A 21,998-nucleotide genomic window follows, 5' to 3' on the forward strand; every position below is an offset into this window, starting at 1 on the left:
GGCCGAGATACTCGTCGTGCACGGCACAGTCCGGCCCCGGGCGACCGGAGGGTCGGTAGCGGGCTACCGCGTGCAAGTCAGTCTCCGGGCCGAACGGACGCTCGGCGACGAGGTGCTCCGGTTCCCCGTCGTCGGCTCGGCGCGGCTGCCCGCCGACGGCGAGTTCCGGATCGAGGTCACGCCGGACGGCGTCCCGGTCGACCCGGTCGAGATTTCCGTGGCGGCCGCGACCGGCGTCGAGGTGCACCGGCTGCGGCGCTCGCTGGAGCAGGTGACCAAACCACTGCGGTTGCGGGTCCAGACTGTCGACCGGGTCGAGGTCGTGCCCAGCGACGAGCCGAACCTGGGTGCCCGCACCCGGATCACCGGCCAGGTCGTCGACCAGGAGGGCCGGCGGGTTCCGCCCGACCTGCCGGTGGTGATCTGGGGCGTCGACCCCGCAGCCGAGCCCGACAGTGGTGGTGACAGCCGACCGGCCCGGCCCCTGGTCATCACCGCCACCCGGTCCGACGGTCGGTTCGGCGCGGACTGGGTCGACGACGTGCTGGCCTCGGCCTCCGGCAGCGTTGCCGGGGGAGCGCGGCAGCCTGTGCCACTGGCCGCCGACGGCCGGCTGCCGCAGGCGATCCTGCTGGTCGTCGGCCTTGACGACGACGAGATGCCGGACGACGACTGCGGCTGCTCCGCGACGCCGCCGCGGATGCCGGACCAGGCTGACCTGACCGGCAGCCCGGAGGCGTTCTCACAGGACCTGGGTGGTGGCTGTGTCGATCTCACGATGCCGAACCGGGTCATCGAGGAGTTCGCCTACTTCCAGGTCGTACGGACCTCGGAGCCGCGCGTCGCCGGGCTGACCCTGAACCCCCGCCGGGCCGTTCCGTCGGACCTGCTCGCCGACCTGCTCGGCGTGTCGATCGCGTCGCAGGCCCTCGGGCTGACCCGGCCGACGTCGGTGGCCCTGCAGACCACGAACCTCACCCTCGACGTGCACGCGGCGCGTTCGCTGGTCCGCACCGACCGGCCGCCGAGCGTCGCCGCGATCACGCGCGCGGCGTGGCTGTCGGAGGTGACCGCGACCACGGACATGATCGACGCCGGATTGCAGACGGCGTCCGGCCGGACGGTCCTCGACGCGGAGCACGCCATCGACTGGGACTACACGCCCAGGATCCACCCCGCGGTGGACATCGCGTACGGCCACCTGCTGCAGATCCGCGAGGTCTGGCGCGCAGACGGGTACTCCCTCGGCGACCTGCTCTACTCGCTGCCGCTCGCGCCCGGACAGCGCCGCCAGGTCGCGGTGGTCGACTGGGACCGGCGCACGTCGTCGGCCCGGGAGGAGCGGCTGGAGTACGAGGAGCACCTCGACGCGCTGCTCAGCCGCGACCGGGCCGTGCTGGAGATGGTCGGCACCGACCTGCACGAGGAGGTCGCGGCCGGCTCGCGCAACACCACCTGGGGGGTCGCCGGCGGGATCGGCGCGGGTTTCATCGGCAGTGGTTTCGGCATCTTCGGCGGCGTCGCCGGCGGCACCAGCGGGTCCAGTTCCCTGTCCTGGCAGGACGCCGCGCGGACGTTCGCCGCCGACTCGATGCAGCAGTTGCGTGACCGGGTGTCCCAGCGCAGTTCGGCGCTGCGCAGCCAGCGCTCGTCGGTGGTGCAGAGCGTCAGCCAGGGCGAGACGCTGCGGGCCGAGACCGAGGTGGTGGCCAACTACAACCGGTGCCACGCGATGACGGTCGAGTACTTCGAGGTGTTGCGGCACTTCCTGGTCACCCATGAGCTGGCGGACGTGCGGGAGTGCCTGTTCGTGCCCCTGCCGCTGGCACCGTTCGACCGGGCGAAGGCGCTGCGTTGGCGCGAGGTGCTGGGACGCTTCCTCCGTAGGAGCGAGCTGCGTGGCGGCTTCGACGCCATCGAGCGGATCGCCGACAACTGGGTGGGCTGGGACTTTCCGGTGGCCCGCTACAGCGAGGAGGCACCCGAGTCGATCGAGGGCGAGCTGCGGATCAGTTTCCTGCTGCCCCGTCCCCGCGACGCCGCCGACGGCAGATACCAGGTCGACATGTGGCAGCCGCTGGCGCCGTTCCTGAACGTCGACACCCTGGAGCTGTTCACCGCCAAGCTGAACGAGCGGACCGCGCGCGAGCGGGACCGGATCTTCCGTACCGAGATCGCGCCCGGCATCGCCGAGCGTCTGGTGCAGCGGCTGCGCCTGGCGTTCGTCGGGCCGGACGGCGGCGAGTCCGAGGTGCCGGTCGACGCCACCCTGGTGTCGCGCTACGCCGAGAGCGTGCCGCTCTACGTCACCGTCAACCAGGCCGGCGCGGTCCCGAGCGTCCCGCGCGACGACATCGCGCACGTCAAGATCTGGTACGACGGCCCGCCGCTGCCGCCCGACGCTCAGGTGATCGTGCACTCCGGCCGGTTGCGCTACCGGGCGCCGCACCTGTCGGCCGTGCTCTTCGACGACGCCCGGATCATCGACGACATCAAGCTCGGCGACGCGGTCGTGGTCGCCGCGCCGCTGTCCCAGAGCGAGCTGCGTAACCCTCGGCAGGAGGACGTGAAGCTGGCCGACCTGCTGGTCGCCCACCTCAACGACCACCTCGAGTTCTACCACCAGGCGATCTGGATGAGCCTGGACGCGCAGCGCCGGTACATGCTGCTCGACGCGGTCGAGGTGCCGGGGTTGGATGGCCGCAGCGTGGCCAGCCTGTGCAGCAACCAGGTCATCGGCATCGTCGGGAACAGTCTGGTGCTGCCGGTGGCGCCCGGGCTGCGGCTCGACCCCACCCTCACCGAGGCCGGCGGCGACGTGGCCCCCGTGCCGCTGGTCAACGCCTACGCCGCCCCGCCCGCGCCGCCACTGCGGGTCAGCGTGCCGACCCGTGGCGTCTTCGCCGAAGCCGTCGCCGGTTCGTGCAACGCCTGCGAGAGCGTCGATGACACCCGCTACTGGCGGTGGAGCACCGACGGTCAGCTCGAGCTGCCGGAGATTTCCCCCGTCTCCACCGAGAGCCGGGCCGGCGAAGAGCCGGACCTCACCCCGACCCCGCTGCCGGCGCCACTGGTGCAGATCCAGAACGCTCCCGCGGTGCCCGATCCGGTTGGCCTCCGGGCCGCCTTCGAGCTGCTGTCGAAGCCGGGACTGTTCCAGGACGTCACCGGGCTGGAGGGCACCCAGCGCAACGCGGCGGCCGCGTTCGAGGCGTCACTGTCGGCCGCCGCGGCGCTCGGTGACGAGGCGGCGAAGCTCGCCAGCCAGCAGGAGCTCGGTCGCAACGCGGAGCGGATGCTGGACCGCATCAACCAGGCGCGGGGCGACGGCCTGCTCAGCCAGAGCGAGGCGCAGGATCTGGCCACGTCCGCGCTGCGCGGGCTGGTCGGGGAGCCGCGGCCGGGCGCGCAGAACCCGACCACGGACCCGGTTGTCGACGGCGTGATCGACAAGGCGGCGCAGGGCGCGAAGGCCGACATCAAGGTGACCAGCCCCAGCGAGACGGTGGAGGTGAGCTTCGCGGACGACCGAGGTGTGGTCGGCGGCGGGTTCACGCCGTCGCCGCCCCTCGAGCTGCGCGAGCAGATCCGGCAGGCGGTGATCGTGGAGCCGTCGCGCACGAGCATGACCCCCTACGTGCTCGACACCTACGACCTCCTGGAGGCCCTCCTCGGTACTCGTCTTGCCGATGCCGAAGCCCTCGGGGTGGTCAAGCAGGACCCGCTCGACGAGGCGAGGTACACCGTCGAGCGGCGGCTGCGGATCGTGTACCCGGCCGACCCGTCCACGCCTCGGCGGGTCGCGGGGACCGGGCGGTTGCCGGTGGCGGTCATCGTGCACGGGCAGTACACGGTCCCCGGCACGCTCATTCCGAGCCTGAACGGTTACCAGAGCGTGCAGGACGAGTTGGCCCGACACGGGATCGTCTCGGTCTCGGTCGACACCAACGCCGCCAACCTCTTCGACGCGAAGATCGAAATGCGGGCGCAGATGGTGCTCGGCGCGCTGGACGCGTTGCGGAACCTGGACGCGGACCCGTCGTCGCAACTGCACCGGCGGTTGGATTTCGACCGGGTCGCGCTGATGGGGCACTCGCGGGGCGGTGACGCGGTGATCCGGGCCGCTCGGAAGAACAGCGTACGCACGGCATCCACCAGGTACGGCATCCAGGCGGTGTGCGCACTCGCCCCGACCGACCACGCGTTCGGACACCCCGAGGCGGTGACGCTCACCACGAGCGACACCCCGTTCTTCGCGGTCGTCTACGGCGCACTCGACGGCGACGTGGCTGGCGGGAGAGGTGCCAGGGAGGTCATCGGGACCGGCTTCCGCCACTACGATCGCGCCACCTGCAACAGGGCGATGGTCTTCATGGACCACTGCAACCACAACCGGTTCAACTCGGAGTGGTTCAAAGCTGGCGATGACAAGGCGCTGCTCCCGAACGCGAGTCTCCTCTCCGACACGGATCACGAGAAGCTCGCCGACGAGTACATCGGCGGGCTGTTCCGATGGCGGCTGCTCGGCGACGCGAAGCCGAAGGGGCTCTTCAACGGCACCGCGACCAACACCCTCGGCGCGGGGGTGTCGTTGCAGTGGTCGTTCGGCGAACAGATCCAGGTCCTCGACGACATGGAGGACCCAGGCAAGCCCCGCACCCTCACCGGTGGCTTCATCTACCCGTTCCCGGACGTCGTGATCGGCACCCGGTTGCTGGACAAGGAGACGAACCACGTGACCACGGTCCTGGTTCTGGAGCCACCGGTGACGTCCGGCGTGGCGTACTCCATCGCGCTGCCACCGGGGTCGGAGTCGGACTGGACGAACTACAACGCGTTGACGTTCCGGGTGTGCGCGGACTACGACTTCACTAGCCAGGACACCATCGACGCCGGACAACTGCCGGACTTCAGTGTGGTCATCACCGACCGGGACAGGGCGAGCATGACGATCGCCGCGTCGACCCTCAGCGGACCGCTCGTTCCCCGCCGACCCGTCTGGCACTGGACAGTGGGAAGCTCCACCGTCCTGCGCTTGGAAACCATGACGCTCCCGGTGGCCGCGCTCACCGGCATCAAAAAGGATCAGATCGCGGAGGTCGGCCTGATGGCCGCGCCCGGCATGCTCCGGCACCTGTTCTTCGACTCCATCCAGCTCGTCCGGCACTAGGAGCTCGCCATGCAGGTTGAGAGCGCTGACTTCGAAACCATCACCACGCCGCTGCCCACGGACTGGGTGATGCGGGTCGTCATCCACGGCAGCGGCCTCGTCTTCGGCGGCACCCCGATGGTCGCGGAGCTGGGGCCCCAGGAAGTGCAGGGCCTGATGCCGACCCTGGAGGAGGGTGTCGTGCTCGGCTTCCTGACCACCGCGCCGACCGACGGCGACGAGCTGAAGATCGGATACGCCGGCCTGCCCCTCGTCTCCACCGGCGTCACGTTCAGCACCCCGGACGCGTAGGAGGACGAGATGGCAACGCTGCTGCGCGGCACGCTCGACGCGACGGGCGTGCGCGACTTCACCGGCTACGCGGTCAGCGCCCGGTTCGAGGAGCGGCTCACCGTCGACGCCGCCGAGGCCGTCTTCGTGGCCGGACGCCGCGGTGCGGTCGTCGAGCGCGACGGCGCCTTCGCGCTCGACCTGCCCGATCCCGCCGACCGGCGCGGGCCGGTGACCCTGACGGCCTTCGCCCCTGACGGGCTGCCGGCGGGGGACCGGGTCGTCTCCGCCGACCTCCCGGCCGAACCGGTCCAGATCACCGTCGTGGCGCGGCCGGCCACCGAGGTGCCACCGAGCGAGGACCTCACCCTCGGCCAGCAGCTGAAGTACACCGGCCTGGCGATCGATCCGCGCGGGCGGGGTGTGCCCAGCGACCTGCTGCTGGTGATCTGGGCGCGTGGCGACGCGGAACCGGCGGCCGCCCCGGTGTCGGTGACCCGGACGGCGGTGGGCGGCTACTTCTCCGGGCCCTGGCCGAGCCGCGGGTTCGCCGAGGCGTACGCGGTGCTGTCCGGCAGCGCGCCCATCCCGATCCCGTTGGAGGACGGGCTGCTGCCCCGGCGGATCGTGCTGCAGGCGCCGGCGCTGCCGGCCCCGCCGCCGAAACCCGACGACTGCGACTGCCCGGATCCGAGCTCCCCGCCCCGCTCCCCGGACCAGGTGGATGTCGTCGGCAACGTCGAGGCGTACGCGAGTGACGGGGCCCGCTGCGTCGACTTCACCGTGCCCAACCGCACCCTCGACGAGGTGACGTACCAGGCCGTCGTACGCACGACCCAACCGCAGCTCAAGGGCGTCACCCCGAGCAGCCGGCCGACCATCCCCGGCGCGCTGGTCGACCAACTGGTGCGGCTGGCCCGCGTACGCCCGGTCGTGCTGGACCCGGTGCCGCCGGTCGCGCCGGCCCCGGCCGCCGACCCCGTCGCGAACCTGCCGCGCACCGGCCCGTTCGCCCTCGGCGCCGCAGCCACCCGCGCCGCGGCCGGCCTCGCCTCCGGCGCGCCGGAAGCCCGCTCCGCCGCCCGGCAACCCGAGGTCGTGCCGCGCGCGCTCACCGCGGCGCAGCGCTTCGTGCCCGGCATCGAGCTCGACGGCCGGTGGGCGTCGACGGCCCCCGACACCCTGGCCAGCCGGGTCCTCGAACAGCGGGCGTTGGCGGGTGACCCGCTGCGGCTGGATGCCAGCGTGCTCGCGGACCTGGCCCGGGAGCCGGATGACGTCACGCCGCTGCGGCTGGTGACCGCCGAACAGACCAGCGTCGTACGCCGCTTCCGCGTCGCCGTCGGGCTGCTCGCGCAGCCGGAACCGGGCCGATTCACCCTCGACCCGAACCGCCAGCTCCAGTGGGACCAGATCCCGTACGGCTACCAGGCGGCCACCATCGCGCACGGCCACCTGTTGACGATCAAACAGGTGTGGCGGGCCGACGGCTACTCCCTCGGCGACCTGCTCTACTCGCTGCCGCTCGCGCCCGGGCAGCAGAAGCTCGTCTCCGTGCTCGACTGGAACCGGTCGGAGGTCACCAGCCGGCGGGCCGAGCGGACCGTGGCGGAGGAACTCGTCGCCGACCTGAGCCACGACAGCGACATCAGCGACGTCATCCGGTCCACCCTCACCGAGTCGATGCGCGGACGCTCCTCGGCCGACGTCTCGTCCGTGGCGGCCGGTATCGCCGGGTTCGTCGGGCCGTTGGTCTTCGGCGCCGCGGGCGGAGTCTCGTCGGCCGGCTCGACGGCCAACCAGACATCCGCCCGCGCGCTCACCGGCATCGCGCTCAACCAGGTCCGCGACCGCACCCTGCAGTCCGCCAGCGCGGTACGCAGCCAGCGGTCCACCGTCGTGCAGACCGCCCGCCAGGGTGAGTCGGTGCGCGCGCAGACCGAGGTGGTGGCGAACTACAACCACTGCCACGCGCTGACCGTCGAATACTTTGAGGTGCTGCGCCACCTGCAGGTCAGCCAGGAACTCGCCGCGGTGCAGGAGTGCCTGTTCATCCCGTTCGCCGTATCGCCGTTCACCGCCGACAAGGCGCTGCGCTGGCGGGAACCGCTGGAGCGCGGGCTGCGCCGCCGCGACCTGCGGGCCGCCTTCGACGCGCTTGCGCGGGTCCGCGCCAACTGGGCCGGCGCGGACGTGCCGCCCGCCCGGTACGCTGACGAGGCGCTGGTCGACCTCGACGGCGAGCTGATGGTGCGGGCCACCCTGCCGCGGCCGGCGGACGGCGAGTCCGGCGAGTTCGTCGAGGCGAACTGGGACGGATACGCCGACCTGCTCTGGGACCAGCCGGCCAACATCTGGGAGCGGTATCTGGGAGTCGCCCTGCCGGCGTCCCGCGACGCCATCTGGGACAGCCGGATCGCACCCGGGGTGGCCCAACGGTTGCTCGAGACGATGACCATGTCGCTGATCGAGGACGGGTCCGCCACCCGGACGGTGGCGGTCGACCCGGCGATGGTCGGACTGTTCGGGCAGGACCGACCCATGCTGATCGGATTGCAGGCCGGCATCCCGCTACCGACCGTGCTGCGCGCCCAGATCGACCGGGTCCGGCTTTCCCTGGCGATCAGCAACCTGCCGCCGGGTGCCCGGCTGGTGGTCGACTCGGGGTCGCTGCGCTACCGCACCGCCCACCTGAGCCACCACCTGTTCCTCAACCGGCGGATCCTCAACGACCTGAGCCTCGGCGACGACGTCGAGATCGCGGTGCCGCTGGACACCGTCGAGAAGCGGAACCCGCGCGACCGGGACCGCCGCCTGGCCGAGCGGCTCCTCGACCACCTCGACGAACATGTCGAGCACTACCACCGGGCGATCTGGCTCATGATGGATCCGAACCGCCGCTACCTGCTGCTGGACGGGTTCGTCGCGCCGGACGCCGGCGGGCGCAGCGTCGCCTCCGTGGTGGAGAACCGGGTCGTCGGTGTCGTCGGCAACAGCCTGGTGATGCCGGTCGCGCCGGGTCTGAAGCTCGACGCGACGTACGAGTTCGGCCGGTCGACCCCGGCGGACCTGCGCCACCTCTACGCCGCCGACCCGGCGCCGCCGATGCGGATCAGCCTGCCGACCTCCGGCGTCTTCGCCGAGGCCGTGCTCAGCAAGTGCAACAGCTGCGAGGTCATCGACGACACGAAGTTCTGGCGGTGGGAGGAGGCCCCGATCCCGGACCGGCCACCCGGCATCGACCCCCTCAGCACGGCCAGCCGGCGGACCACCCCGCCCAACCTGACGCCCGACGCGTTGCCGACGCCCGTCGTCGGCCTGCAGCAGGTGCCGACCACACCCGACCCGACCGGTCTGACGGCGGCGATGACCGCACTCGGCAGCGCGACCATCTTCAAGGACCTCACCGGGCTGGCCGTCAACCAGCAGAACGCCGCCGAGGCGCTCAAGACGTCGATGACCGCGGCGCAGGGCTTCGCCACCAAGGCGGGCGCCCTCGCCCAGCAGCGGTTCCTGAACAAGGAACTCGACCGCACCCTCGCGCACATCAAGGACGCGCGCGACAAGGGGCTCGTCTCCGACGACGAGGCGCGCACGTTGACCCAGAGCACCCTGCGGGGAGCGATCGGCGAGGTACGGCCGGCGACCCCGAGCGCGACCCGCTCCCCAGCCGTGCAACGCGCGATCGACCGGGTGGCCACCTCCGATCAGGGCTCGCTGCGCGTCACCCGGCCCGAGGGGACGGTGTCGGTCAAGACCGGCGCTGCCGCCGGGCGGCCGGCACTCGACGTCGCGGTCGACCCGCCGGTCGTACCGATCAAGCAGAAGTCGTCGCTGGTCTGCTGGGCCGCCGGCGGCACGATGATGTCGAACTGGAAGATCGGCCAGTCAGCCATCGTCGAACAGGTCCTCGACGGTCTCGGCGGCTCGTGGCGCAGCAAGTACGACCTGAACCAGGCGGTCACCGTCGCCGAACTGCGGGCCTTCCTCACCGCCGTGGGGCTGACCGAGGACGGCCCGGTGAGCTACACGCCGGAGGGTCTCGCCCGGCTGATCGAGACGGTCGGCCCGGTGCTCGACGTCGGCGACGACGGGATCGAGAACAACCAGATCTCGCACGTGCGGATCCTCACCGGTGTCCGCGGCGACGGCACCCCGGACGGGAGCACCGTGTCGGTGGTCGACCCGGCCAGCGGTACGGCGGTGACCATGGCCTTCCGGGTCTTCGACCAGCTGCACACCGGCGCCGACCCGGTGGCCCTGCTCGTCGGCGTGTTCCACTTCTGACGGATACGTGGGCGGCGGGTACGGGTGGGGGAGGCCGGATATCGGCGGGTGCGGTCCCGGGAGCCGCAGCGGGATCGTCGTCGGGGTGGTCCCGCAGCGCCTCCCGGTACATCCGCGCCGCCTCGTCGTAACCGGTCTACGGCCCGAGGGCGCGGGCCAACTGCACGACGGCCGTCACGGCGCGACCCCGATCCGGGCCAACACTCCCTCGGCTCAGTCGTGCGCGAGGACATTGATCACGTGGCCGTCGGGATCCCTGACGAAAAATCGTCGCACACCCCACGGTTCTTCGGTCAACTCGTGCACGATCTCGGCTCCTGCGGCCCGGGCGGCCTGGTAGCTCGCCTCCACGTCGTCGACCTGGATCGAGGCAACCGGGACGACGGGAGCCGTCGCGTCATGGGTCATGAGACTCAACTGCACGTGGGGACGCCGAGGGTCCGCCAGCGTCACGATCCAGCCGTGGTCCATGACCACCTGCAGCCCGAGGACCTGCGTGTAGAAGGCCTTGGCCGCCTCCAGCGACATGCTCTTGAGGTCCGGAACGATCCTGCTAACTGCCATACGGCGATCTTCGTTCCCACCCCGTCGGTTGGCAACACACCGGTCAGTGCCAGGGCTTCCGGGATCGACGACCTTAGGTAGTCGATCGGTTACACAGCGCTTTCTCAGGCGCCGGTGTCGCTCTGGCCGGGCGTGACCAGGCCGGTCTCGTACGCAAGGACGACGGCCTGTACCCGGTCGCGCAGGCCGAGCTTGGTCAGGATGCGGGTCATGTGGGTCTTCACGGTTGCCTCGCTGAGGTGCAGCCGGCCGGCCAGCTCGACGTTGCTCAGGCCGCCGGCGAGCAGGGTCAACACCTCACGCTCACGCGGGGTGAGCGCGTCGAGGTCGCGGTGCGCCGCGTGGCGGCGGTCGTCGGGCCGGGCGAAGCGCTCGACGAGCCGGCGCGTGATGGCGGGGGCCAGGAGGGCGTCGCCGGTGCGGACGACGCGCACCGCGTGGACGAGTTGGTCCGGGCTGACGTCCTTGAGGAGGAAGCCGCTGGCGCCGGCGGTCAGCGCGGCGTAGACGTACTGGTCGAGGTCGAAGGTGGTCAGGATGATGACGCGGGTGAGTTCGCCGGCCGTCGTCGTGGGCCGCTCGGCCAGGATGCGGCGGGTGGCCTCCAGCCCGTCCATGACCGGCATGCGGATGTCGAGCAGCACGACGTCGGGGCGCAGCTTGCGGACGGCGGCGACGGCCTGCTCCCCGTCGGCGGCCTCGCCCGCGACGTCGATCCCGTCGGCGGCCAGGATCATCGCGAAGCCGCTGCGCACCAGGGCCTGGTCGTCGGCGATGACCACTCGTGTCGCGCTCACTCCGGCCGTCCCGCCGCGGTCGCTGCCGCTTCGAGCGGAAAGCGTGCGGACACGCGGTAACCGCCGGTGAGCCGGCGGCCGGCCTGCAGTGTGCCGCCGTAGAGGCGCAGCCGCTCGGACAGCCCGCGCAGGCCCGAGCCGGCACCCACCGTGGTCGGGACGCCGTTGGCGGTGCCGGCGTCGGTGACCTCGACCCTGAGCGCGCCGCCGTCGGGCTCGACGACCACGGTGGTGGGCGCGCCGGGTGCGTACCGCAAGGCGTTGGTCAGCGCCTCCTGCACCACCCGGTAGGCGGCGAGGTCGACCCCGCGGGGCAGGCTGACCGGGGTGTGCGCGACGGTGACCGGCTGCCCGGCGGCGCGGACCTTGTCGACCAGGGCGTCGAGCTGGTCCAGGCCGGGCTGTGGCCGCAGCAGGTCGTCGCCCCCGGTGTCCGGCGCCAGCACGCCGAGCAGGTGGCGCAGCTCGGTCATGGCCTGGCGGCCGCTGTTGGTGACGGCGTGGATGGCGTCGCGTGCCAGGTCCGGGCGGGCTTCGATCACCTTGTCGGCCGCGCCGGCCTGGATCACCATCACGCTCACATGATGGCTGACCACGTCATGCAGCTCCCGCGCCAGGCGGGCGCGCTCGTCGGCCACCGCCGCGCGGGTGGCCGCCTCCTGACCGGCGCGCAGGGCCTCGGCACGCTCCGCCGACGCCGCGGCTCGGGCCCGCAGCGCGCGGACCATGACGCCGAAGAGGCCGAAGGGCAGCAGGATGGCGAACGGCGTGGCCCAGTCCGGCACCGGCAGCTCGACGGGGCCGAAGGCGACCGCCACCAGGCTCGCCGCGGCGAGCAGGGCGCCGATCGACATCAGCGGCGACCGGCCGCACGCGGCCAGCGAGTAGGCGCCGACGAGGAGGGCCAGCACGGTTACCCACGTGTTGTCGTCGCCGACGGCCAGGACCGCGGCGAACTGCACCGCGAACGCGGGCAGTGGCCACCGGCGCCGGCCCGCCAGGGGGATCGTGACCAGCAGAGTGCCCGCCACGAGGGGAAGAAGATCCGGTTCGGGTTCGCGCCATGGGCCGACGGGTGGCGCCGGCGCGTTGGGCTCCGGGCCGAGCCGCGCCACGTCGGCGAACTCGGGTGCCCCGGCGCCGCCCAGGGCGAGCCACACCGCCACGACGCTGAGCAGCAGCGCCACCGCAGGGTCCACCCAGAACGGGTACGTCCGCTCGGCCCACAGGCCCGTGGCCAGGCTGCGGTGCCGCGCCAGCCACGAGGGTACGTGCCGGTACATCCCCCCATTGTGGCGGCGGCCCCGTCCACCCGGCGTCAACCGCGTTGCCTACATCCCGAGGATGACAGCGTGGCCGGGTCCACCCGCCGATGTATCCGGAAGCATCCTCGCGCGCGACGCCCGTCGGCAGCGCGTCCGCCTAGCGTCACCGGGCACAGACAGTCACGAGAGGGTGGTCACCGATGACGGAGCTGGTCCGGCTGACGGGCGTCAGCAAGCGGTACGAACCGACCGGGCCGCCGGCGCTCGACGAGGTGAACGTCGAGGTCGGCACCGGTGAGGCGGTGGCGGTCATGGGACCGTCCGGCAGCGGCAAGTCGACCCTGCTCAACCTCGTCGGCGGACTGGACCGGCCGACCGGCGGCACGGTCGAGGTCGCCGGGGTGAACCTGGGAGGGTTGTCCGAAAAGCGGCTCGCCGTATTCCGCCGTACCCATATCGGCATCGTCTTCCAGTTCTTCCACCTGCTCGACGACCTGACCGTGCGGGACAACGTCCTGCTGCCGGCCCAGCTCGCCGGCGTACCGGCCCGCGCCGCGCGGGCCCGCGCCGCCGAGCTGATCGACGTGCTGGGCCTGGGCGGGAAGGCCAACGCCTACCCGGCGCGGCTGTCCGGCGGCCAGCGGCAGCGGGTGGCCATCGCCCGGGCGCTGGTGAACCGGCCGGCGCTGCTGCTGGCCGACGAACCCACCGGGGCGGTCGACGCCCGCACCGGTGCCCAGGTGACCGAGGTGCTGCGGGAGCTCAACGGCGACGGCCAGACGCTGTTGCTGGTCACCCACGACCGCACGCTGGCCGGCAGGTGCGCACGCCGGGTCGTCGAACTGTCCGACGGCCGGGTCGGCACGTCCGCGCCGGCGGGGGTGGCATCGTGAGGGCGGTCGCGACGGCGGTCCGGGCCGCGGTGGTGCGCCGTCGCCTGCAGAGCCTCGTGGTCGGCGTGGTGCTGCTGCTGTCCACCGGCACCGCCGTACTTGGGGTGGGTCTGTTGGTGGTCTCCAACGCGCCCTTCGACCGCGCCTTCGCCCGCCAGTCCGGGGCGCACGCCGCGGTCTCTTTCGACGCGGCCGCGGTCGGCGGTGACGCGCTCGCGGCCACCGGCGGCCGGCCCGGGGTGAGCGCGGCGGCCGGTCCGTTCGACACGGTCACCGTCGGCCTGCGTCCGACCGGCGCGCAGCGGGCGCCCTTCGCCAGCACGCGGGTGGTGGGCCGCGCGGAGCAGGGCGGTCCGGTCGACCGGATCACCCTCGACAGCGGCCGATGGCTGACCGGTCCGGGGCAGATCGTGCTCGCCCGGGGGCGGGCGCCGGTCGGGTCCGGCGCCGCCGGCTCGATGACCGTGGACCTGCCGGGCTCGCCCACCCTGCGGGTGGTCGGGATCGCCCACTCCGTCACGGGTACGGCCGACGCCTGGGTCTGGCCCAGCCAGGACGACGTCTTGCACACCGGTGACGCCGTCACCGGCCGCCAGATGCTGTACCGGTTCGGGTCCGCCACTGACGATGCCGCCCTGAAGGACAGCCTGGCCACCGCCGTCGCCGGCTTGCCCGTGGGTGCCGTGCTCGGCTCGGAGTCGTACCTAGACAGCAAGCGCGCCGCCGACGGCGCCGCGGGGCCGATCGTGCCGTTCGTGGTCGCGTTCGCCGTGCTGGGTCTGGTGATGTCGGCGCTCATCGTGGCGAACGTGGTCAGCGGCGCGGTCGTCGCCGGGTACCGCACGATCGGTGTGATCAAGTCGCTCGGCTTCACCCCGCCACAGGTGATCGCGGTCTACGCCGGGCAGGTGCTCGGGCCGGGGCTGTTGGGCTGCCTGGTCGGTGTGCCGGTGGGCAACGCGCTGGCCATGCCGCTGCTGGGTGACGCCCAGGAGGCGTACGGGGCCGAGGCGTCGGCGATCCTGCCACCCTGGGTCGACGTGATCGTCGTCCTCGTGCTGCTGGCTGTGGTCGGTGTCGCCGCGGTGGCGGCGGCCTGGCGGGCCGGGCGGCTTCCCGCCGTGCAGGCGATCAGCGTGGGGCGGGCGCCCCGGGCGGGCCGCGGCTTCCGGGTCCGCCGCTGGCTGGCTGCCACCCGGCTGCCCCGGCCGGTCAGCTTCGGCCTGGGTACGCCGTTCGCCCGGCCCGCCCGCTCCGCCGCGACGCTGCTCGCGGTGCTCGTCGGCGCGGCGACCGTGGTCTTCGCGGTCGGCCTGTCCGCCTCGCTGAACCAGGTGACAGCCGGGTTTGCCCGGACCGACGCCGTGCCGGTCGAGGTGCGGCTGGGTGGGCCCGGCCCCGGTGGGATGGAGAGGAGCGCCCCCCGCGAGGCGGCCGATCCGGCGGCCGTCCGCCCGATCATCGAGGCGCAGCCCGGGACGGCACGCGTGGTGGCCGCCTGGCGAAGCCAGGTCCAGATGTCCGGCGTCGACGAGGACGTGGAGGTCACCGGCTACGACGCCGACGCCACGTGGATGGGGTACCAGCTCATCTCCGGCCGCTGGTACGCCTCCGCGGACGAGGTCGTGGCCGGCTCGCACCTGCTGCGCACCACCGGCCATGCGGTGGGTGACACGCTGACTCTCACCTCCGAGGAGGGCCAGCGCCAGGTCCTCGTCGTCGGCGAGATCCTCGACAGCGACAACGGCGGCTACACACTGGTCGGCGGGGCCGCCGTCCGGACCGGTCTGTCCACCGATGCGGCACCGGATGCCTACGAGATCGGGCTGACGTCCGGGACCGACCCGGCGTCCTATGCGGATTCGCTGTCGGTGGCGCTGGCGGGTGTGTCGGACGGGGTCCAGCTACGGGACGAGCGGAACGAGGTCATCGACATCATGCTCGCCCTCGTGGGGACGCTCACCCTGCTGTTGTCGATCGTCGCGGCGCTGGGCGTGTTCAACACCGCCGTGCTGAACACCCGCGAACGGACACACGAGATCGGCGTCCTCAAGTCGATCGGCATGACACCCCGCCAGGTGCGCACCATGGTGATCGCCTCGGTGGGCGGCATCGGGCTCCTCGCCGGCGCCCTCGCGGTTCCCGTGGGGCTCGCCCTGCACCGCGGCGTCCTCCCGGTGATGGCCGACGCGGCCGAGACCGGCCTTCCCGACAGCGTCGGCGACGTCTACCAGCCCGGCTTGTTGGCCGCCCTCGGGCTGGCTGGCGTGGTCCTGGCCGTACTCGGCGCACTCGTGCCGGCTGGCTGGGCCGCCCGTACCCGGGTCGCCACCGCACTCCGGACGGAGTAGCGCCAGGCGGTGGCTCGTCGATCTTGGGTGAGCTCGCGTAGCCAGATCTTTGTCGTGACGATGTCGACAGTGGCCTTGTACATGTAGTCGCGCTCGTCGTGCCTGGCGACCGCCCGGAACTGTCTGAGCTTGTTGAACGCTCGTTCGGCGGTGTTGCGTTGCTTGTAGCGTTCCCGGTCGAAGGTCGGTGGCCGGCCGCCGCGGGACCCGTTCCTGCGGCGGTTGGCCGCGGGGTCGGCCTGGATCGGGATGGGGGTGCGGATGGGATGGGACTGCCTGCCATGGCGCCAGACCATAGGCCCAGCTGCGGATCAGCGTCACCAGCGGCAAGAGCGGACGTCCCGCTCCTCAGAGCCGGCGGTGCGGCTTGGGGCACTCTTGACCGCGCCAGCAGCTCGATCAACCGCTTGCCGTCGATCCGTACGATGCGGCTCGCCTCACCAGTCTCGTAGGCGCACGCTGCAGCAGACGCGACCTGAACCGTGCCGAGCGTGCTCGCTCGGCGGCAGATCCGTCGTCGAGGACCTGCAGTGGCGACGGAGCGAGTTTGGTCCAAGGCCCAACGGGAAGACGCGTCGGCGCGACGGCGGCTCAAGCCGCTCCGCGCGTCCGGTCCGGCTGCTTGTCGATTCGGAGGGAACCATTGAAGATCCACGACCCGGCCAGTCAGGCAAAGGAAAAGGACTACGACGTAACAGACATCGAGCGCCTCATGGGTAAGCGCGACTGGCAAAGCTACGACGAGGTGATTCAGTGGCTCGAGGTGAAGGGGGATGCCGACCGGCGGTTCACCCCTGGCGAAGTGCGGCGCATGATCGACGACTTCTCCCGGCTTCGAGACTCGAAGAAGCCGTTCTTTCATGATCCGGAAAAGCTCTGCGACGAACTGAAGAGTGGACGATGACCGGAGGTGGTCCAACGTGCAACATCACGAGTTCGTTGGTCAGGTTCAGGCCAGGGCACAACTTGCCGACATCGGTGAGGCGACATCCGCTATTCGCGCCACATTGCAGACACTTGGCGAGCGGATCCCCGAAGGACTGGCCGGGAACGTAGCCGCTGACCTTCCCCGGGAGATCGGCGAATACCTGCGGATGACCGCGCCGTCGCCCAGCAAGGGCGTTCGGTTCGACAAGGAGGAGTTCCTCGCTCGAGTGTCCGATCGAGCGGGGATGAGCCGGTCACAGGCCTCGGATGCCGCCCGCGTCGTCTTCGACGTCGTCGGCGACGCGACGCAGGGCCGGGTCATGGACCGCCTTCGGGAGGCGCTCCCGGCGGATCTCCGTCAGATGGTTCGTTCCGGCAGCCAGCTGCCCAGATGAACCGGCCGATCCGGCGACCCGCCGGATCAGGTCACTTCTTTCGCGCCCGGGCGGTTGCCCGGGCGTTCGCCTTCTCGATCTCGCGGATCAGATCGTCCTTGTTCAGGCTTTCCGGGTCGCTGATCCCGACCTTGCGGGCCACGTCGTCGAGGTGACCCTTGCTCGCGTAGACATCGACCCCCTGGGCCGTCTCGCGGGTCCGCTCGCGCGACGCCGGCGTGCCCAAGGCAGCCTGCGGGTCGGATGGACCCGGATGTTCCTTGGGCTCCCAGTGGTCCCCCACCTTCTCGTGTGTGTGCTTCAAGGAGGCGTACGCGGTGCGGTGGGCGCGCTCGCCATCGCCGTAGGTCTCTTCGGCCGATTCCAGCGTCTTCTTGTAGGTCCGTACCGCCTTGTCATCCGAGCGGGCGACGGTCGACGGCACGTACTCGCGCATCTGCTCGGCCTGCTCGTGTTTGTCCTGCATGATGCACCTCCTCGTCCGCGTTCTTTACCCCTACCCGGCAACCTCGTCGCCACACTCCGCCGGCCCACGGCCGCTCACCGACGCAGTGATACCGGCTCTACACGAGGCGCTCGACCACTTCATCGAGGAGGAGAACTTCTACGGCCACGACCTGATCGCCAGCGTGCTGACCGCTGTCGCAGGGGTGGCGGCGCTATTAGAGGGCTCTTCCTCGCGCTTGATCAACAATTCGCTGAGCCCTCAACGAAGGGGCCCGGATCGGTGGCCGTGGTCTTTGTGGGGCGGTTGAGCAGCAGGTCGGCAGCGAGGACGAGGATCTGGGCGCGGGTGCGGCCCTCATGGTCGGCGGCGAGGAAGTGCTCGCCGATCGCTACGCAGAAGGCGAGCAGGCTGCGGGCTTCGACCTCGTCGGCATCGGCGCAGAAGGTGCCGATTATTTGGCGCAGTAGTGCCATGCGCCGGTTGTCCACCCGGCGCAGGCGCTCGGCGACCGCCTCGTCGCGCCGAGCCCAGTCTCGGATCGCGAGGTCGATCGGCAGCAGGCGGTCGCTGGAGAAGGTGAGCACGCCCGCGCGCTGGATTTTTGTCCTCGGGTCGCCGCCCTCGCGCTCGACGCGGTCGATCACCTCGTCGATACTCTCCCGCTCCCAGGCGTCCAGCATCGCCGCCAGCAGCGCGTCACGGTCGGCGAAAGACCCGTAGAACCCGCCTTTCGTGACGCCGAGCTTCTTCGCCAGCGACTCGACGCGGACGGCATCCGGACCGCCGGCGGCCAGCGCCTGCAGCCCTTCCTCGATCCACCTGCCACGCGGCGTGCGAGTCGCGCCCACGGTATGTCTCACCTCACCTTTCTATATACGCCACCGTATAACCTGAGCTAGCCTGGTCTTATACGGCATCGTATACATGAATGGAGGCAGCGAGATGACCGTCGGCCTTCTTGCCAGTGCCGTGGGGGCGCACAACATCCCCGAGTCCGTCCGCGCGCTCAGCTCGTTGCCTGACATCGACTACGCCGACCAGTTCACCCTCTGCACGGACGCGGACGCCACACCGGAGCAGTGGGCCCGAGCGATGTTCGGCGACGTCCCCAGCGTCGCTGAGCTGCTGATCTGGCGTGGTCTTCTCGGCCTGCGACTCACCCGAGGACGATCGCCGGCCACCGTGGCTGGATGGCAGATCGGCGACCGTGGCGACGATTGGATCCGGCTCGAGGCTGCTTCCTGCTTCCTGGCCGGAAACCTCCTCGTGCAGACAGCCGGTGGGCGGGTGTCGCTGGCGACCTTCCTGCACTATGACCGGCGCCTGGGCCATGGCGTGTGGCCCCCGCTGTCCGCCATCCATCGTCGACTGGTACCCGGGCTGCTCCGCGACGCCGCGGCCCGGATCACCTCGCGCTCTTGAGCTGATGATGTGGCTATGGCGTTGTCGACGGAGTTCACGGAGTTGTTCGGGGTGCGGCATCCGATCGTGCTGGCCCCGATGGGCGGGTCGGCCGGTGGCGCGTTGGCGGCGGCCGTCTCGCGCGGCGGCGGCCTCGGGATGCTCGGCGCAGCTGACGGGGATCGGGAGTGGCTGGATCGCGAGGCGCCGATCGTCGCTTCGGGCACGGACCAGCCTTGGGGTGTCGGCTTCTTGACCTGGGCGATCGACGTCGGTGCGGTGGAGCGTGCCCTGGAGTACGGGCCGAGGGCGGTCATGTTGTCCTTCGGCGACCCGAGCCCGTTCGTGGAACGTGTCCGTCAGGCGGGGGCAGTCCTGATGATCCAGGTCACCGATCTGAAGGAGGCCCACCGGGCCGTGGACCTGGGCGCCGATGTCATCGTGGCGCAGGGCACCGAAGCCGGCGGCCATGGAGCCCGGCGCGGCCGATCCACATTGCCGTTCGTACCCGTCGTGGTGGACCTCGCCGCGCCGGTGCCGGTCCTGGCGGCCGGCGGGATCGCCGATGGCCGCGGCCTCGCCGCAGCCCTGGCCCTGGGCGCTGCGGGAGCCCTGATCGGCACCCGCTTCCAGGCCACCGCCGAGGCTCTGGTCGCTCCCGAGATCACCAAGGCGATCATCGAAGGACGGGGGCAGGACACCGAACGCAGCAGTGTGCTGGACATCGCCCGTGGCTCCCGATGGCCGTCGACGTACACCGCCCGTACCCTCGGCCACCCCTACCTTGACCAATGGCGCGGCCGCGATGCCGAGCTCGCTGGCGACTCCCAGGCCAGACAGGACTACCAGAGCGACCTGGCACGAGGCGCCATCCCTCCACTACCGGTCTGGGCCGGCGAAGCCGTCGACCTCATCACCGACGTGCCCTCCGCAGCCAACCTGGTCACCGCCCTGGCCGCCCAGGCCGAGAACGCCCTGGCCAGAGCCCGAAGGCGCTGACCGACAGCTTGCCAGAACGAGTACGGCTCACACCTGCGAGCGCTGCAGGTGGAGGCCGCCACGCCGAGACTCGTCACTCAGGGCCACACCGCTCACTGGCCGTTCCTCGGGAAATCCTGGTGGCCGCTCTCAATCAGGCGCAGCGGTCATGTGCAGGACCGCAACAGCCCCAATCAAACACAGTGCACGCTCAGCAGCTACTTATCTACTGGTGGTACGACTGCAGCTCGGCCAGGCATGAATCAATGATGAGGTGTCGGTAAAGGACGTTGGTGAGGCGTCGTTAGAGCGCGCGTCGGGCTTCGACAGGCGTTTTCCCTTCGCTGAGATTGCGGCCGCCCCGATGCTCCGACTGCCTACCCGACGGAATCGGCCGCCTCGACCACCGCCCGAAGCCAGAGGCACCCCTGCTACGGCGCCTACACCTGCGTCAGGCGTCCGTGATCAGGACGTGATTGGCGTGCCGGGGCTCGGGCTGAAACATGGTCAGCAGGCTCTCGCCCTCGGCGACGACGGCGTCGCGCTCGCCCGTCGTGAGCGCGCGCAGCGGCGTGATCCGCAACGTCGCCGCGCCGTCGTCGACCGTGACCGCCCAGGTGCCCGCGACCCGGCCGTCGACCAGCAGGAAGCGGGCACCCGCGACGCTCAGCCCGCGATGCTTGGTGTCGATGACGCGGCTGCGGTCGTCGTAGCCGAGCACCGCGTTGTCGAACGCTGGCAGGAAGCGCGGCGGCGCCGGGGTCTCCGGGTCGGGCAGCGCGCCGTCGGGCACGTCCAGCAGCTCGCGGCCGCGCTCGTCGCGGAACGTCCGCAACGACGGTCGCAACCGCTGGACGGACTCCCGCAGCCCGCTCAGCCCCGACCAGGCGCGGATGTCAGCACTGGCCGCCGGGCCGTATGCGGCGAGGTAGCGCAGGACCAACGCGTCGACGGTGGCTGGCGACTCCGGCTCCAGCGGGCGGCCCAGCCACGCCTCGATCGTGGTGTTGTACGCGGCGCCACGCTCGCCCCAGACGCCGCGGGGTGGCACCTGCACGAGCGGCACGAGCGTGCTGAGCGCATCACCCAGCGAGCGCGGCTCCACCCCTGGCCAGCGGTCGGCGATTACGCGGGCCGCCTCGGTCAGCATCCGCGGCCGCTCCTCGAACAGCGGCCGGCCCAGTCTCGCCAGCTCGTCGAGGTCGACACCGGGCAGCACCCGGCGCAGTGTCGACCACATGCGTGAGACCAGCATGGAGTGGTGCACGGGCCGCAGCGCGAGGCAGTCGCGCGCGGTCACCAGGTGCAGGGTGCGGCGCATCAGCAGCGTGCGGACCGCCCGGCGGCTCAGCAGCAGCTCGGCCAGCGCCGACGGCTGGAAGCCGGCCAGCCGGCTCCACAACCCGACGTACGGCTCCGGGGGCTCCTGCGCCTGCAATCCCACCAGGTGCTCGAGGGCGTCGGCGACCGGCATGTCGTGCCGCTGCAGCAGGAGCTGGCGGGTCAGGAGCGACCGGTTGAGGGTGCGGCGGTCGAGCACGCTCATGGCGGTGACGCTATCGCCCACCCCAGACACTTTCCCTCCAACGGCGCCCAGTGGGCCACCGATGACTCGTCACGACGTCGAATTGGCCAAGAAAAGAAACCTGGAATGGAGGGTGGCAGCACCGGGGGCCCACGTTAGTGCGCTCGCGCACGCCCTTGCGCCGCGCGTTGTCCCGTTGCGGGATCGTCAATCGGTCCGGGTGCGGAGGCTCCGCGCCAGGGTGGGGATCATCACCGTCGCAGGGACGAGGTGTAGCCCGAGGAGGGCGGTGGTGGTGGCGGTGTTTGCCCCGGAGAGGAGGGGCGGGACCAGCGAGATCGCGGTCAGCGACACTGCCGTCCACACGAATCGCTCGGCGGGGCGAGCGCTCCAACGAAGAAGAGCGACGGCAATGACGATGCCCACGACCGAGAAGAAGCCGGTCACCACGGCGAACCCGGACAGCGGGATCGTCTGGCCACCATCGGGGACCTCGAAGTCGACGCCAAGGGCCTGGGCAAGCGCAGCGGCGAGGGTGGTGGCCACCATCGCTGCGAGCGTGGCAATGAAGCCGGTGCCGGCGAGCCCGCGGAGTCGGTGGGTGTGGCTGGTCTGGCCTGATGCCGGGCCTGCGACGCCCCCGGTGTCATTCATGCTGCTCATGTCGTTCCTCCATCACTCGGTAACTGGCGTACGGGGTGTGTTGACTGGCATGTGACGGTCCTGG

At 71.3% G+C, this 21,998-nt stretch carries 16 protein-coding genes; 9 read left to right on the plus strand and 7 right to left on the minus strand.

Going from position 1 to position 21,998, the window contains the following annotated elements; genetic code table 11:
• Positions 1-70: 70 nt before the first annotated feature.
• Genes ACVCAH_RS25375 through ACVCAH_RS25385 form a run of 3 tightly spaced genes read left to right on the plus strand, consistent with a single transcriptional unit; the run spans position 71 to position 9,727 of the window.
• A complete protein-coding gene (locus ACVCAH_RS25375; RefSeq protein ID WP_447138709.1) occupies positions 71-5,170 on the plus strand; it encodes a poly(ethylene terephthalate) hydrolase family protein in 5,100 nt (1,699 codons plus the stop codon).
• Positions 5,171-5,179: 9 nt separating this feature from the next.
• A complete protein-coding gene (locus ACVCAH_RS25380) occupies positions 5,180-5,461 on the plus strand; it encodes a hypothetical protein (RefSeq protein WP_447138710.1) in 282 nt (93 codons plus the stop codon).
• Between the two features lie 9 nt (positions 5,462-5,470).
• Positions 5,471-9,727: a papain-like cysteine protease family protein gene (locus ACVCAH_RS25385; protein ID WP_447138711.1), complete on the plus strand. Its 4,257-nt coding sequence runs from the start codon at positions 5,471-5,473 to the stop codon at positions 9,725-9,727.
• Between the two features lie 213 nt (positions 9,728-9,940).
• On the opposite strand, the gene ACVCAH_RS25390 is transcribed toward ACVCAH_RS25385, so the two are convergent.
• From ACVCAH_RS25390 to ACVCAH_RS25400, 3 genes are all read right to left on the minus strand, one after another.
• Positions 9,941-10,291, minus strand: a complete 351-nt coding sequence (locus tag ACVCAH_RS25390; RefSeq protein ID WP_447138712.1) for a VOC family protein — start codon at positions 10,289-10,291, stop codon at positions 9,941-9,943.
• 104 nt (positions 10,292-10,395) lie between these two features.
• On the minus strand, positions 10,396-11,088 hold the full coding sequence (locus ACVCAH_RS25395) for a response regulator (protein ID WP_447138713.1): 693 nt from the start codon (positions 11,086-11,088) through the stop codon (positions 10,396-10,398).
• The gene (locus tag ACVCAH_RS25400) at positions 11,085-12,371 is read right to left on the minus strand and encodes a sensor histidine kinase (RefSeq protein ID WP_447138714.1); all 1,287 of its coding nucleotides are present in this window, start codon (positions 12,369-12,371) and stop codon (positions 11,085-11,087) included. Before ACVCAH_RS25400 ends, ACVCAH_RS25395 begins: the two co-directional genes overlap by 4 nt.
• Before the next feature lie 182 nt (positions 12,372-12,553).
• On the opposite strand from ACVCAH_RS25400, the gene ACVCAH_RS25405 reads away from it, so the two are divergent.
• The 4 genes from ACVCAH_RS25405 (at position 12,554) to ACVCAH_RS25420 (ending at position 16,919) form a co-directional block, all read left to right on the plus strand.
• Positions 12,554-13,246: an ABC transporter ATP-binding protein gene (locus ACVCAH_RS25405; RefSeq protein WP_447138715.1), complete on the plus strand. Its 693-nt coding sequence runs from the start codon at positions 12,554-12,556 to the stop codon at positions 13,244-13,246.
• Entirely contained in the window at positions 13,243-15,597 is a 2,355-nt protein-coding gene (locus ACVCAH_RS25410) for an FtsX-like permease family protein (protein ID WP_447138716.1), read from the plus strand. Before ACVCAH_RS25405 ends, ACVCAH_RS25410 begins: the two co-directional genes overlap by 4 nt.
• Before the next feature lie 643 nt (positions 15,598-16,240).
• The gene (locus ACVCAH_RS25415; RefSeq protein ID WP_447138717.1) at positions 16,241-16,501 is read left to right on the plus strand and encodes a hypothetical protein; all 261 of its coding nucleotides are present in this window, start codon (positions 16,241-16,243) and stop codon (positions 16,499-16,501) included.
• A 16-nt stretch (positions 16,502-16,517) separates the two neighbouring features.
• On the plus strand, positions 16,518-16,919 hold the full coding sequence (locus tag ACVCAH_RS25420) for a DUF2267 domain-containing protein (protein ID WP_447138718.1): 402 nt from the start codon (positions 16,518-16,520) through the stop codon (positions 16,917-16,919).
• Positions 16,920-16,950: 31 nt separating this feature from the next.
• Here the strand turns inward: ACVCAH_RS25420 and ACVCAH_RS25425 are convergent, their stop codons facing one another.
• Together ACVCAH_RS25425 and ACVCAH_RS25430 are read right to left on the minus strand one after the other, a co-directional pair.
• Positions 16,951-17,385, minus strand: a complete 435-nt coding sequence (locus tag ACVCAH_RS25425) for a ChaB family protein (RefSeq protein WP_447138719.1) — start codon at positions 17,383-17,385, stop codon at positions 16,951-16,953.
• A gap of 221 nt (positions 17,386-17,606) precedes the next feature.
• A complete protein-coding gene (locus tag ACVCAH_RS25430; RefSeq protein WP_447138720.1) occupies positions 17,607-18,215 on the minus strand; it encodes a TetR/AcrR family transcriptional regulator in 609 nt (202 codons plus the stop codon).
• 94 nt (positions 18,216-18,309) lie between these two features.
• Here ACVCAH_RS25430 and ACVCAH_RS25435 point away from each other — a divergent pair, with 94 nt between their 5' ends.
• Complete coding sequence (locus tag ACVCAH_RS25435) at positions 18,310-18,789, plus strand: hypothetical protein (protein WP_447138721.1); 480 nt, start codon at positions 18,310-18,312, stop codon at positions 18,787-18,789.
• 15 nt (positions 18,790-18,804) lie between these two features.
• A complete protein-coding gene (locus tag ACVCAH_RS25440; RefSeq protein WP_447138722.1) occupies positions 18,805-19,767 on the plus strand; it encodes an NAD(P)H-dependent flavin oxidoreductase in 963 nt (320 codons plus the stop codon).
• Positions 19,768-20,197: 430 nt separating this feature from the next.
• Here the strand turns inward: ACVCAH_RS25440 and ACVCAH_RS25445 are convergent, their stop codons facing one another.
• Together ACVCAH_RS25445 and ACVCAH_RS25450 are read right to left on the minus strand one after the other, a co-directional pair.
• Complete coding sequence (locus ACVCAH_RS25445) at positions 20,198-21,292, minus strand: winged helix DNA-binding domain-containing protein (protein WP_447138723.1); 1,095 nt, start codon at positions 21,290-21,292, stop codon at positions 20,198-20,200.
• Between the two features lie 186 nt (positions 21,293-21,478).
• Positions 21,479-21,934 carry a DUF6069 family protein gene (locus ACVCAH_RS25450; protein WP_447138724.1) on the minus strand — a complete coding sequence of 152 codons (456 nt, stop codon included), beginning with the start codon at positions 21,932-21,934 and terminating at the stop codon, positions 21,479-21,481.
• Between the last annotated feature and the right edge of the window lie 64 nt (positions 21,935-21,998).

It is taken from the genome of Micromonospora sp. LZ34, assembly GCF_052981855.1.